This window comes from Microcoleus sp. Aus8_D2 (assembly GCF_036702665.1).
GTDB lineage: Bacteria > Cyanobacteriota > Cyanobacteriia > Cyanobacteriales > Microcoleaceae > Microcoleus.
The window spans coordinates 89022-102947 of sequence record NZ_JAUBUN010000029.1; the positions used below are offsets into that span (position 1 = coordinate 89022).

Sequence of the window (13926 nt, forward strand, 5' to 3'; positions counted from 1 at the left end):
ACAGTCGTTTACCCCAAAACGGGTACCGTGCCACGTACACTCCTTAAATGGATCTCCCAAAATTTTAAAGTCTTGTTCAAGCTGCCAGATTCAAGGCTGCAAGTAAATCTAAAATCTAAAATCTAAAATCGACTGACGATCGCCAAATAAGCTCATAAAATAGACGAGTGACTTATGGCTTGTGACTAAACGATGAATCCTATTAAATTCGGTACAGATGGCTGGCGCGGCATCATTGCTGACGATTTTACATTCGATCGCGTAGCATTGGTAGCTCCCCTAGCAGCACAAGTTCTCGCACAAACTGGCGGCAATAATGCCACCAGCGGGACTGTAATTGTCGGTTACGACCGCCGATTTCTGGCTGAAGATTTTGCCCTCGCAGCAGCTAAGGCAGTCCAAAACGCCGGATTTGACGTGCTGCTGAGCGAATCCTACGCCCCAACTCCAGCTTTCAGTTTAGCTGCCAAACAATTAAATGCTTTAGGTGCGATCGTCCTGACAGCCAGCCACAACCCCGGTGCATATTTAGGATTAAAAGTCAAGGGCGGATTTGGGGGCTCGGTTTCGCCCGAAGTTACGCACCAGATAGAAGCAAAACTCGAAAATCCGGCGGCACTTTCAGCAACTCCCGGAAAATTGGAAAATTTCAATCCTTGGCCGGCTTACTGCAAAACCTTGCGGGAAATGGTGGATATTGAAGCGATTAAGGGGGCGATCGCATCCGGGAAAATTACAGTATTTGTAGATGTAATGCACGGCGCGGCGGCGGGCGGATTAGCTCAAATATTAGAAGAAACTGTGCAAGAAGTCAACAGCGATCGCGATCCGCTGTTTGGCGGCGGTGCACCGGAACCTTTGCCGCGCTACCTGTCGCAGTTGTTTCGGGTGATGCGGACTCACCAGCGAAAAAACTCTGGTTTGTCGATCGGATTTGTATTTGACGGAGATAGCGATCGAATTGCAGCCGTTGACTGCTTCGGAAACTTCCTCAGTTCGCAAATCCTAGTTCCTATATTAATCGAACACTTAGCCAAACGGCGCGGGTTGACCGGGGAAGTCATCAAAACCGTCAGCGGTTCCGACATCATGCCCAAAATTGCTGAACTTTACGGCCTACCATTGTTTGAAACGCCGATCGGTTACAAGTATATCGCCGATCGAATGTTAACCACTCAAGTCCTAGTCGGCGGCGAAGAATCGGGAGGAATCGGCTACGGTACGCACATCCCCGAAAGAGATGCGTTGCTATCGGCGCTGTATTTGTTAGAAGCCGTTGTCAAATCCGGGGAAGATTTGAGCGACATCTATCGCCGACTGCAAACAGAGACTAATTTTACTTCAGCTTACGACAGAATCGACTTGCACTTAGCAAATATGGACGAACGTTCGCGCTTGCTGGGGCTGTTAGAAAATCAACCTCTCACAGAAATAGCTGGGAAAGCAGTTGTAGATTGCAACAAAGTTGACGGATATAAATTTCGTTTAGCTGACGGAAGTTGGCTGTTAATTCGGTTTAGCGGTACTGAACCGGTGTTGCGGTTGTATTCGGAAGCTGCGACTTTGAAAGAGGTGATGCAAAACTTGAATTGGGCGAAGAGTTGGGCACAGAAAGGTTAAACAGTTGACAGTTGACCTGGGACAGTTGACAACGAAAATCCGATCTAGGTTTTTGCTGCCCATTGTCCCTTGTCCACTGTCAATTGTTCTATCAACTGTTAAAATTTAATCGTCGGTGAGTGACATAATATCATTTCCGTACTATGATTGCCAACAAAAACTTCAATGTTATAGGTGCGATCGGCGATCTTCACACTGAGGAACAATTGCTAGAGAAAACCGTAGATTTTATCAAATCCCAAAATGTTGACAATATCCTTTCTGTCGGAGATATTGTTGATGGTTTAGGTGACGCTAATCAATGCTGTGATATCTTGAGGCGCGAAGCAATTTTAACAGTTTCAGGGAATCACGATCGCTGGTTATTAAAAAATGAAATGCGAGAGCTAAAAAAGGCTACACAGCCAGATTCTCTTTCGGTTACTTCGCATTCATTTTTAAGTTCTCTCCCTGCAACTAGGGAATTCCCAACACCAGATGGTTTAGCACTTTTGTGTCACGGGCTTGGGGAAAATGATATGGTTCGGCTAAATCCTGATGATTATGGGTATGCGATTGAAGCAAACACAGATCTCCCAAACTTAATTCGAGATGGAAAATACAGATATGTCATCAATGGTCATACAAATTACAAGATGGTTCGACATTTGGGCAACTTAACTATTATAAACGCCGGCACGTTAAAGCCCGGGCATGAGCAGGGTTTTTTGGTCATTAATTTTGTCGAACAATTTGTACAATTCTACAAGTTTTTGGAAGATTCTGCGATCGCCGAAGCAGAAAAAGTTAGTTTGACCGCGCTAATATGCTAAAATCAGCTTTTCCAATATCTTGGTTAGTATCAATGCGTAAGTTTTAAGCGAAATTATGAATAATCGCAAATTGCTAGTTGTGGCTACCAGCAATCCGGGCAAACTTAAGGAAATGCAAGTTTATCTTCAGGATTTGGGATGGGAATTGCAGCTTAAACCGGAAGAGTTGGAAATTGAGGAGACTGGGGAAACGTTTATTGCTAATGCTTGCTTGAAAGCGTCTGAAGTGGCGAAAGCAACTGGCCAATGGTCGATCGCCGATGATTCTGGTTTAATGGTAGATGCACTCGACGGTCAACCTGGGATTTACTCGGCGCGCTACGGAAAAACCGATGCTGACAGGATATCTCGGCTTGTCAAAGAATTGGGAACCGAACCAAACCGGGGAGCACAATTTGTGTGCGCGATCGCGATCGCCCGTCCCGACGGTACAATTGCCCTGCAAGTAGAAGGAATTTGCCGCGGCGAAATCCTGCACGCTCCTCGCGGTACGGGAGGTTTCGGGTACGATCCGATTTTCTACGTACCCGCACAGCAACAGACTTTTGCAGAAATGACGCCCGATATCAAGCGATCGCACTCCCACCGCGGTCAAGCATTCCAGGCTCTATTACCACAAATGGAGTCATTGGTCATTAGTCATTAGTTATTGGTTATTGGTTATTGGTTATTGGTTATTGGTTATCAAAAAACTGGGTCTAAAACCCCGTCCTTATAGGACGGCTTTCCTTGTAAACTTTTGCTGCGACGCCAAAGAGTTTTGTGCTCGACGAGTTAGCATAAAGTAGGAGGTAAAGCCCTGCTAGTTTTTGAGTTCAAGACTTAGTGCGATTCGTTGAGTATGAATCACGGTATCTAGTCCGTAAATAACTACTCCAACTAATAAAAACATTAGTTGAACTGCCTGATTGATGAAGGTGGAAGTCCTTCCTATCAAACTCAGATATGACTCCTTATCTGCCCCCACCGAATAGACTCGGAATTCTATAGAGTGAAGCGGGGAACAGGGTCGAATCAGACGATAATTACAATCGACACTGCGGCTAACAGGGTGTCTCGAACGGAGAAACAGAGCCTAGAAAAGCGACCTATGAATGGGCGGACGTAATCGTAAAGTCCGACCTCGCCAGAGACTATGTACCCCGCCGATGTTTAAGCTACAAGCGGCATGAGTTTGGGGTTCTGGCGGTTGAAGTGGCTACTCCTAACCGAGACGAATATCATTCAGGTGGAACGAATAAAAACGAATCTGAGGTCTGTAAGTGGTCGCACTTACGGTAGACCAGACGAGAGGACTAACCCCTCAGATACGGGTAGGATGCTCCGTAATTGGAGCAAGGTATTTAGAAAACACTACACTGAGTAGAGTATGATTAGTCGCGGTTTAAACACCAGTGAATCATGGAAGAACCTCCCGTGGAAGAAATTCCGTCGGAACTTATTCCGCCTACAACGTCGCGTGTTCAAAGCAGTTCAGGCTGGCGACAAGCGGAAAGCGCGGTCACTCCAGAAACTGATTATGAAATCTCAAGCTGCGAGATTTCTGGCAATTCGTCAGGTTACACAGCTAAATGCTGGTAAGAAAACGGCAGGTATCGACGGGAAAGCGTCCCTCTCTTTTGAAGAACGCTTTACCCTGAGTGACACACTCAAATCGAATACTAATACATGGAAGCACCAAGGCCTACGAGAAATTCCCATCCCCAAGAAGGACGGAACAACGCGAATGCTAAAAGTGCCTACTATCGCCGATAGAGCATGGCAATGTATCGCCAAGTTCGCACTCGAACCAGCGCACGAAGCCACTTTTCATGCTAATAGCTTTGGATTTAGGACGGGACGGGCGCATGACGCGCAGAAAATCTTGCAATTAAATCTCCGCTCATCTAGCAACGGTATCAACAAACGAGTAATCGAATTAGATATCGAAAAGTGTTTCGACCGGATTTCACACACCACAATCATGGACAATCTCATTGCCCCCGCCGGATTAAAACTCGGTATCTTCCGATGTCTAAAAGCGGGAACCAATGTAGAATTCCCTGACCAAGGTACACCGCAAGGTGGCGTGGTGAGTCCATTACTAGCCAACATCGCACTCAACGGGATCGAAAGCATCCATAGTTATAACACCCGATATAACAAGAAAGGAATCCCTACGGGAAACCAAGTGGAACCATCAATCCGTTACGCGGATGACATGGTAATAATCCTTCGACCTGAAGACAATGCGGAAGAAATACTTGATAGAATCGACCAGTTCCTATCAGCAAGAGGAATGAAGGTCAGTGCGAAGAAGACCAAGATAACTGCTACGAAAGACGGATTTGATTTCCTCGGCTGGCACTTCAAAGTCCAGAAAAACGGAAAATTCAGAAGCACTCCATCGACGGAGAACTTTAAAGCATTCCGTAAGAAAGTAAAATCTATCATCAATAGCTCGAACTATGGTGCGACGGTAAAAGCTGAGAAATTAGCCCCGATCGTAAGAGGTTGGCGGAATTACCACAAATATTGCAAGATGGACGGTGCGAGAAACTCTCTGGCATATATCCAACGTCGAGCATTCAAGGTATTCAACAAGGAAACCAAACAGAACCGCCACACCAGTAAGAAATTGCTGGATAAAGCATTCCCAAAAGTTTCTTATGCCGAAAACAAACACATCAACGTCAAAGGAACCAAATCTCCTTATGACGGCGATGTTGCGTACTGGAGCGAACGGAACAGTAAACTCTACAACGGCACAACCTCAACAGTCATAAAAAGACAACACCATTCATGTGCTAGGTGTGGATACAAACTCACCTCTGAGGAAAAAGTAAACCTACACCACATAGACGGAAAACATGATAACTGGAAGCTAAACAACCTAGAAGCCCTACACGAATCATGTCACGACTATACACACATGAGCAAGGCACTTGCCTAAAATATCGGGAGCGCAGTGCTGGGAAACCTGCACGCTGCGATCGTGCCTGAGAGGGGCGCAGGATAATACCTGCCCTCGACTCAATCCGGAAAATCCAGTCAGTTTGCAGCAGTTTTTGAAGCAATTCGTACAGCACAGTTGGTCCGCAATAGCTGTTTGCGCTATTGGATGGACAACCCAAAAGTTAACAAGTACGACTTGAACAAATACTGCGCTGTATTAGCTCGTGAATTCTCCTTTGCCGACGAACTCAATTCCCAAGCCAGACAGGCTAGCGCCGAAAGAGCCTGGTCTGCTATCTCCCGATTTTACGAAAACTGTAAAAAGGGTATTCCTGGTAAAAAAGGATATCCACAGTTTCAGAAAGATTGTCGTTCAGTTGAGTACAAATCGACTGGCTGGAAGCTCGCATCAGATAGAAAGTCAATCTCTTTTATTGACAAAAAAGGAATCGGACGACTGAAGTTAAAAGGAACGCGTGATTTGCACTTTGATCAAATAGCTCAAATCAAACGGGTAAGATTGGTAAAGCGTGCGGATGGTGTTTACGTCCAATTCTGTATTGATGTTGACCGAAAAGAGAATACAGAACCTTCGGGAAACACGATCGGGTTAGATGTAGGACTGAAGGAATATTACACAGATTCAAACTCAGTAACAGTGGAAAATCCGAGATTCCTAATAATTGGTGAAAAAGTTCTGAAGCGTTCCCAAAGAAGGGTTTCTCGAAAAGTAAAAGGTTCAAAAAACCGAGGCAAAGCCAGACAGATTCTCGGCAAGCGCCACCTGAAAATAAGTAGGCAGCGTAAAGACCATGCAATCAAACTTAGCTGGCGTGCGTAGTTAAGTCAAACGACTTAATAGCTTACCAAGATTTGACAATTAAAAATATGGCGAAGAATCACTGTCTGGCTAAGTCTATTAACGACGCATCTTGGTATCAGTTTCGCATCTGGCTCGAATACTTCGGCAAAGTATTTGACAGAGTGACGGTAGCGGTAAACCCGCAATATACAAGCCAAGAATGCTCGCTTCTGCGGTACGATTGTGAAGAAAACACTATCTACTAGAACGCACGTTTGTAAATGTGGGTGTGTGATCGATAGAGATTTCAACGCAGCTAGAAACATCCTGAGTCGGGGATTGGGTACGGCGGGGCACGTCGGAACCTTTGCGAAGCATGCAAGCAACGCTCTCTTGAGAATCAACCTCTACTTTGGTTGGAGAAATCCTGCTGAAGCAAGTTGGCTCGTTGAACCAAGAATCTCCGTCCTTTTAGGGCGGGGAGTGTCAATTGTGATTAGTACCAATTATCCAGGCCCAATGCCCCATTCCCAATGCCCTGCGCAGGCCAATGCCCCATTCCCAATGCCCAATGCCCAATGCCCAATGCCCCAGTATATTAGATTGCCTCCAGGTTCTTTTCTCCCGTCCGAATGCGGATAATTTGTTCTACAGGAGAGATGAAAATCTTGCCGTCGCCAATCTCGCCCGTGCGGGAAGCAGCGATAATTTTATCAACCACCATGTCAACCTGATCGTTTTCGACAACAATCTCGACCTTGAGCTTTTGCAAGAACTCAACAGTGTACTCAGAACCGCGATAGCGTTCTGTCATGCCCTTTTGACGGCCAAAACCTCTAACTTCAGAAACAGTCATCCCCACAATCCCAGCATTGACGAGTGCGATTTTCACTTCGTCAAGTTTAAACGGGCGAATAATAGCTTCAACCTTTTTCAAGTTTCTCACTCCTAACATTACTACTTTCGTTATATTACTTAATCGGCGTGACATCTTTTAAGATCGCTGCCAATAGCAAGTATTTTGTAAAATATACTACCTTATGTTGTACTCGCGAGCAAACGCAGGCCAACCTTTAACAATGTTCTCGGATTTTCCGGGGTGCGGGCTCTCGGGGATAGACCGATCGCGGTAGAGTGAAAAAGACCCAAGCCCTCCGTCGCCGATCTGCTAAAACAGAAAAAGAACACAGGAGACAGGATTTTTGGCCCGTTTCCGCTTTCCACAAGTCAGATTTGCACGTATTGCTGAAAACTACAATTGCCAGAGGCGGTCAGTTAAACTATTCCTATGCACCCAGCTAGCCCTCCCCCTGACCGCAGCGGGCTTGATGCCCTACTGAGAAATCGCCCCTTCCTCACCTTGTGGACTGGCCAGTTGTTGGCCCAAGTGGCGGATAAAATCTTTTACGTATTGCTGATTATTCTGCTGAAAACAGGCGATTACCGACCCTGGCCGGTTTCTTGGCAGCATTCGGAAAATTCGATGCTGTCAGCGGTGATGATCGCCTACACGGTGCCAGCGATCGTCTTTGGTTCGGCGGCCGGTATCGTGGTAGACCGCTTTTCCAAAAAGCAAATGCTGATCGGCTGCAACGCGATTCGAGCGGTGTTGATTGGATCTTTGCCGTTTTTGCCCAAAACTTTTTTCGTGTTGTTGGTGATTACGTTTTTGGTCTCTACTATAACGCAATTTTTTGCTCCCGCAGAGCAGGCTGCAATCCCGCTGGCTGTGGGGCGAGAGGGGCTGATGTCGGCAAATGCTCTGTTCGCCTCGTCCACAATGGGCGGCATTATTGTCGGGATGACGATCGGCGAACCGATATTTAGTTGGATCAAACACAGCTACGGGCCAGCTTATCAAGAGTTTTTCCTGGGCGGGTTGTACCTGATCTCAGCAGGTTTGATCTACTTGATGCAGATCGAAGAAAATCATGCCGGCAACAGTGGCAAAAACGTCCATCCTTGGCAAGATCTCAAGGAAGGTTTGCGCTATTTGAAGCACAACCGCTCGATCAGCAACGCGGTGGTGCAGTTGACGATTTTGTATTCGGTGTTTGCGGCGCTGCAAGTTCTGGCGATCGCACTTTCGGGCAAAATTGGTCTCAAAGAAACTCAATTTGGCTTTTTACTGGCTGCTGCGGGAATCGGAATGGTCTTCGGCGCTGCGTTTTTGGGTCACTGGGGCGATCGAGTACACAAGAAACCTTTGCCGTTAATTGGTTTCTTGATGATGGGTTTCGTGTTGACAATGTTTGCCTTTACCCGACAGTTGTGGCTGGGATTCGGATTGAGCGCTCTCTTCGGTTTTGGCGCTTCTTTAATTAACGGCCCGATGCAAGCTTTGATTCAAGAAAAAACTCCCGAATCCATGCGGGGAAAAGTCTTTGGCTTGGAGAACAATGCGATTAATATTGCCCTCAGCTTGCCTTTAGCACTGACTGGCCCGCTGACGGATGCTGTTAGCAAAGCCGTCGGCTCGGATGACCTCGGTTTGCGGATCGTGCTGATGAGTTTGGGCTTTTTGGTATGCGTGATGGGTATCGCAGCTTGGCGCTATACCCGCAAAGTCTTAAAGGCTTAAGATCGGACGTACGGTTGAAACCAGGTTTTAGATAAACTTTCGTCCGCCTCCGCAGTGTAAAGAAAATAAGATAACTTTACGCCCCCTCGGAAACCGCCGTCCGGCGGGTTTTGGTTGTAGAGAAGCGGTTTCAACCGCCCGGTCTTCTGTTTCACAATTTCGCGATCGCCCGAGCGCGAAACTTTTTTTGACATACTCCCCGAACTAAAGGCGCGGGGATTCTGGGTTCAAACATAAAAAGCAGGCACAGCCTGTCTAACATCGCCTCGCCCGCAGGTTGATGCCCCAACCCGTTTGAGATTTTTTGAAATAAGAGAGTTGATACCGGATTTTTACATGGAGCGAATCAGCCAAATATACTCTATCATGAAAGCCGTCATAAAAAGACGGGGCTTTAAACCCAATTGTTTTGTAAAATATTAGCAGTTAAATTTTCATAGTTCGATCGTAGAGATTAGAGTAGTATCCAAGCTTTCAATAAAAATCATAATTACTTTAAGGACGGAAATTCTGTGCAACTAAAAACTAAAGTAGCCATCAGGCGTGCAACGGGTGGATTCGCTTTGATTGACAGCTTGATCCGCCACGGCGTCAAGCATATTTTTGGTTATCCCGGCGGCGCAATTCTGCCGCTGTACGACGAACTCTACCGGGCTGAAGAAACCGGCGGCATCAAACACATTCTAGTGCGGCACGAACAAGGTGCAGCCCACGCGGCCGATGGGTACGCCCGCGCTACCGGACAAGTTGGGGTTTGTTTCGCGACTTCCGGGCCCGGTGCAACTAATTTGGTGACGGGGATTGCGACGGCCCACATGGATTCTATCCCGATGGTGGTAGTGACTGGTCAGGTTCCGCGTCCGGCGATCGGCACTGATGCGTTTCAGGAAACTGATATTTACGGCATTACGCTCCCAATTGTCAAGCATTCCTATGTAGTGCGCGATCCGAGAGATATGGCGCGAATTGTGGCTGAAGCTTTCCACATTGCGAGTACAGGGCGGCCAGGGCCTGTGTTGATTGATGTGCCCAAGGATGTCGGTTTAGAAGAGTTTGACTATCTGCCGGTGGAACCCGGATCAGTGAGAATTCCGGGCTATCGGCCAACGGTGAAGGGAAATCCCCGACAAATCAGTCAAGCGATTCAGTTGCTGAAGGAAGCGAAGCGTCCTTTGCTTTATGTGGGCGGCGGGGCGATCGCAGCCGGGGCCCACGAGGAAATTAAGGAACTCGCCGAGATGTTCCAATTACCTGTCACAACAACGCTGATGGGCAAAGGTGCCTTTGATGAAAACCATCCTTTGTCTGTGAAAATGCTGGGGATGCACGGCACTGCTTACGCTAATTTTGCCGTTACTGAGTGCGATTTGTTGATTGCTGTGGGAGCTCGGTTTGACGATCGGGTGACGGGCAAATTAGACGAGTTTGCGGCGCGGGCGAAGGTAGTTCACATCGATATCGATCCGGCGGAAGTCGGCAAAAATCGCGGCCCTGACGTGCCGATTGTCGGAGATGTCCGGCAAGTTTTGCTCGATATGCTGCGCCGCTGTCGGGAAACCGGAGTTTCGGGAACTCCCCGACAAACTGCGGAATGGCTGCACAGGATCGATCGCTGGAAACAGGACTATCCGTTAGTTGTACCCCATTACCCAGAGATTTTGTCTCCACAAGAGGTGATTGCAGAGTTGGGCGCTCAAGCGCCGGATGCTTACTACACGACGGATGTAGGTCAACATCAAATGTGGTCGGCTCAATTTTTGAACAACGGGCCGCGCCGCTGGATTTCTAGCGCTGGTTTGGGAACCATGGGTTTTGGCGTACCGGCGGCGATGGGCGCGAAAATGGCGCTACCCAACGAGCAAGTGATTTGTATTGCTGGCGATGCTAGCGTGCAAATGAATATTCAAGAGCTGGGAACTTTAGCACAATACGGCATTAATGTCAAGATTGTAATTGTAAATAACGGCTGGCAGGGCATGGTGCGGCAGTGGCAGCAGGCGTTCTACGGCGAGCGTTATTCGTCCTCGAACATGACTGTAGGAATGCCGGATTTTGTGATGCTGGCAGAAGCTTACGGCGTGAAGGGGATGCTGGTTTCGCGGCCGGATGAGTTGGCAGGTGCGATCGCCCAAATGCTCGCTCACGACGGCCCGGTGCTGATGAACGTGAAGGTAACGCGGGACGAAAACTGCTATCCGATGGTAGTTCCTGGTAAGAGCAACGCTCAAATGGTTGGTTTGCCGGAACGCAGTAAATTGGAATCTGCGGAGTTGATTTATTGTCCGAGTTGTGGCGCGAAGAATGTGTCGAGCAATAAGTTTTGTCCTGAATGCGGGACAAAAGTTTAAGGAGTTTTGAGTCGGGACTTAGGCTGTGCCTATTAGTCTCAACTTAAGGTCAAACGTAGTCATAGACTGCTGTTTATCGTCGAGGCCAGATCCCCCCTAGCCCCCCGAAAGCAAGGGGGGAACCGGAGCGATCTCAAAGTCCCCCTTTTTAAGGGGGATTTAGGGGGATCTGGCCTCGGATAAAAGCGAGAGATACAAAGGTTTTCGGGATTAAGTTGACACGGCTTTGGGCCATGCCGTCTCTTTACCTGGATCTGCTGTTCCACATTTAACACCATGTCCGCTGGCATCGCATCGAGAGCTTTAATCTATAATTTATAAGCATATTTTATGAGCCAGTGTCTAAACCCTGATTGCCTATGGCAAAACCCCTCTGACTCTACAAAATTCTGTCAAAAATGTGGGAATAAACTGCTATTGGGCGATCGCTACCGATCGCAAAAAATCATTGGACAAGGAGGCTTTGGGCGCACTTTTCTAGCTGTTGACGAGTATAAACCCTCAAAACCACCCTGCGTTATTAAACAATTTTACCCCCAAGCTCAAGGCACTTATAGTATCCAGAAAGCCACTGAGTTATTTGAGCAGGAAGCAGTACGCTTAGAACAGTTGGGTAAACATTCTCAAATTCCCGATTTATTAGCATATTTTAGTCAAGATGGACGGCAGTATTTAGTCCAAGAATTCATCGACGGTGAAAATTTAGCCCAAGCACTAGAATCTCAGGGATATTTTAGGGAAACGCAGATTCGCGACTTGCTTAATAATTTATTACCCACCTTCGAGTTCATTCACTCTCGCCAAGTCATTCACCGGGATATCAAACCAGAAAATATTATTCTTAGGCAAGATGGGCAACTGGTTTTAGTTGACTTTGGCGCGGCGAAATATGCTACACAAACTGCTTTATCTGTAACGGGAACTGCGATCGGGACTCTTGGATATACGGCACCGGAACAAGCCGCGGGCAAAGCCATTTATCCTAGTGATATTTATAGTCTGGGTGTCACTTGTCTGTATCTGTTAACTCAGGTTGAACCGATTGATTTATTCGATACAAGTGAGTTTGAGTGGGTGTGGCGAGAACACTTAAAAGCATCTGTCAGTTCGGAACTGGGTGTGATTTTAGATAAAATGATACTACCTGCTAGTAAGCGACGTTATCAATCTGCTACTGAAGTTTTGCAGGATCTTGGTGTTCGGTCAACTCAACCACCAGACTCCCTTAAATCAGCGCTGGGTGTTGACTATACTCGTCTGCGGGATTTATTAGCAGCAGGGAAGTGGAAAGAGGCGGATGGGGAAACTCTCAAGGTGATGCTGAAAGCTGCTAGACGGGAGAAGGAAGGTTATTTTGATAAGGAATCAATTAATAATTTTCCTTGCGATGATTTACGCACGATCGACCAGTTGTGGGTAAAATATAGTAAGGGTGGTTTTGGCTTTAGCGTCCAGAAAAAAATCTGGTTAGAAGTTGGTGGTAAAGTTGATTATGAGACTGAATGTAAGCTGGGCGATCGTGTCGGTTGGCTAAGAGGAGGAAGTTGGTTGAACTATGATTACCTGACCTTTAATAAGCAAGCACAAATGGGCCACCTCCCGTTTTTTAGGCATTCGTGGTGGAATGTGGTGAGGATATTCTTCTTTCGCATCGAGAACTGTAAGCTCTAATCTATAGCGATTTCAGCCCTTTGTCAAGTCTTTTTTCTCGAACCTTTTTTGACTAATTTATCGGCTTTTCGTCATTTCATTACCTGCTACACCGATGGGTTTAACAAAGACAAGACTTACCCGCTAAGACCAAAGAAACCGGGTTTTTTACCTGATTTGTGGGTGACAACGAAAGATGTTCGTAAAAAACCCGGTTTCTGACCACCGCTAAGACCAAAGAAACCGGGTTTTTTACCTAATTTGTGGGTGACAACGAAAGATGTTCGTAAAAAACCCGGTTTCTGACCACCCGTGGGTATCAACTAATGCGTTATGCGATTGTGATTGAAAAAACACCGAATAACTATTCAGCTTACGCGCCAGATTTACCCGGATGTGCAGCTACAGGTGCAACCCTTGCAGAAATACAGCAGCAAATTAAAGAAGCGATCGAATTTCACTTAGAAGGATTGCGAGAGGAAGGTTTACCGATTCCCGAACCAACTACGCTATGTGAATATGTCGAAGCACGCTAACCTCAGAAACCCGGTTTCTTTCGAGATTTCTCGTCACTCAACGCAAAATTCGTAGAAACCGGGTTTCTAGCCCCCATGCGTCAGCCCTGAAACTGTCCGCTAAGGCCAAAGAAACCGGGTTTTTTATCTAATCTGTGGGTGACAACCAAAGATTTTCGTAAAAAAACCCGGTTTCTGAGATATAGGAAAATTCGCGGGAGTGGTAAATGAATCTTTATTTGGGAATAGATTTCGGCACTACGGGCGCTCGATCGACAATTATCGACTCTCAGGGTACAATCCATTGTGAGACAGAACATAGTTTTGCGATCGCACAACAGCCGGATTTGCCCTCGATGTGGCAAAATGCACTATGGGCTGTAATTGAGCAAATCCCCGCAACCATCCGCAATCGGGTAAGCGCGATCGCCCTTGATGGCACATCCTCCACAGTCATGTTGTGCGATACTGACGGTGTACCAGTCTGCGAACCGATTTTATACAACGATGCCCGCGGTGCAGCGGTTACAGAGACGTTACGGGCGATCGCACCACCCAACCACACAGTATTAAGCGCTACATCCAGTCTGGCCAAACTCCTGTGGTTTTGTAGGGGCGGTGCCCCCGTGCCCGCCCCATCCATCGCAGAGGGCGGGCACGGGGG

Annotated in this window: 10 protein-coding genes and 1 pseudogene; 10 read left to right on the plus strand and 1 reads right to left on the minus strand. The window is 47.1% G+C overall.

The features are described 5' to 3' along the window. Positions 1–192 precede the first annotated feature (192 nt). From QUB64_RS21630 to QUB64_RS21650, 5 genes and pseudogenes are all read left to right on the plus strand, one after another. Entirely contained in the window at positions 193–1620 is a 1428-nt protein-coding gene (locus QUB64_RS21630; protein WP_333266746.1) for a phosphoglucomutase/phosphomannomutase family protein, read from the plus strand. Between the two features lie 143 nt (positions 1621–1763). Further along, complete coding sequence (locus QUB64_RS21635; protein ID WP_333266748.1) at positions 1764–2432, plus strand: metallophosphoesterase family protein; 669 nt, start codon at positions 1764–1766, stop codon at positions 2430–2432. Between the two features lie 55 nt (positions 2433–2487). Next, positions 2488–3078, plus strand: a complete 591-nt coding sequence (gene rdgB, locus QUB64_RS21640) for an RdgB/HAM1 family non-canonical purine NTP pyrophosphatase (RefSeq protein ID WP_333266750.1) — start codon at positions 2488–2490, stop codon at positions 3076–3078. Between the two features lie 723 nt (positions 3079–3801). Continuing rightward, positions 3802–5364 (plus strand): group II intron reverse transcriptase/maturase, encoded by a 1563-nt coding sequence (locus QUB64_RS21645; protein WP_333266753.1) that lies wholly within the window; start codon positions 3802–3804, stop codon positions 5362–5364. Positions 5365–5433: 69 nt separating this feature from the next. Then, positions 5434–6643: pseudogene (locus QUB64_RS21650) on the plus strand (RNA-guided endonuclease InsQ/TnpB family protein). 123 nt (positions 6644–6766) lie between these two features. Here the strand turns inward: QUB64_RS21650 and QUB64_RS21655 are convergent. Continuing rightward, the gene (locus QUB64_RS21655; RefSeq protein ID WP_006633346.1) at positions 6767–7105 is read right to left on the minus strand and encodes a P-II family nitrogen regulator; all 339 of its coding nucleotides are present in this window, start codon (positions 7103–7105) and stop codon (positions 6767–6769) included. Between the two features lie 351 nt (positions 7106–7456). Between QUB64_RS21655 and QUB64_RS21660 the strand changes: the two genes are divergently transcribed. The 5 genes from QUB64_RS21660 to QUB64_RS21680 all read left to right on the plus strand — a co-directional run. Continuing rightward, entirely contained in the window at positions 7457–8749 is a 1293-nt protein-coding gene (locus tag QUB64_RS21660) for an MFS transporter (protein WP_333266754.1), read from the plus strand. A 512-nt stretch (positions 8750–9261) separates the two neighbouring features. Next, positions 9262–11097, plus strand: a complete 1836-nt coding sequence (ilvB, locus tag QUB64_RS21665; protein WP_333266756.1) for a biosynthetic-type acetolactate synthase large subunit — start codon at positions 9262–9264, stop codon at positions 11095–11097. 330 nt (positions 11098–11427) lie between these two features. Next, complete coding sequence (locus QUB64_RS21670; protein WP_333266758.1) at positions 11428–12768, plus strand: serine/threonine-protein kinase; 1341 nt, start codon at positions 11428–11430, stop codon at positions 12766–12768. Positions 12769–13073: 305 nt separating this feature from the next. Further along, positions 13074–13283, plus strand: coding sequence for a type II toxin-antitoxin system HicB family antitoxin (locus QUB64_RS21675; protein ID WP_265234576.1), 210 nt, complete (start codon positions 13074–13076; stop codon positions 13281–13283). A gap of 206 nt (positions 13284–13489) precedes the next feature. Further along, a partial coding sequence (locus QUB64_RS21680) for an FGGY family carbohydrate kinase (RefSeq protein ID WP_333394190.1) occupies positions 13490–13926 on the plus strand: 437 nt, incomplete at its 3' end.

Excerpts from the sequence above, each read along its gene's own strand:
- QUB64_RS21630 (WP_333266746.1), top strand. The coding sequence starts at position 193 with ATGAATCCTATTAAATTCGGTACAGATGGCTGGCGCGGCATCATTGCT.
- QUB64_RS21635 (WP_333266748.1), top strand. The coding sequence starts at position 1,764 with ATGATTGCCAACAAAAACTTCAATGTTATAGGTGCGATCGGCGATCTT.
- rdgB (WP_333266750.1), top strand. The coding sequence starts at position 2,488 with ATGAATAATCGCAAATTGCTAGTTGTGGCTACCAGCAATCCGGGCAAA.
- QUB64_RS21645 (WP_333266753.1), top strand. The coding sequence starts at position 3,802 with ATGATTAGTCGCGGTTTAAACACCAGTGAATCATGGAAGAACCTCCCG.
- QUB64_RS21660 (WP_333266754.1), top strand. The coding sequence starts at position 7,457 with ATGCACCCAGCTAGCCCTCCCCCTGACCGCAGCGGGCTTGATGCCCTA.
- QUB64_RS21670 (WP_333266758.1), top strand. The coding sequence starts at position 11,428 with ATGAGCCAGTGTCTAAACCCTGATTGCCTATGGCAAAACCCCTCTGAC.
- QUB64_RS21675 (WP_265234576.1), top strand. The coding sequence starts at position 13,074 with ATGCGTTATGCGATTGTGATTGAAAAAACACCGAATAACTATTCAGCT.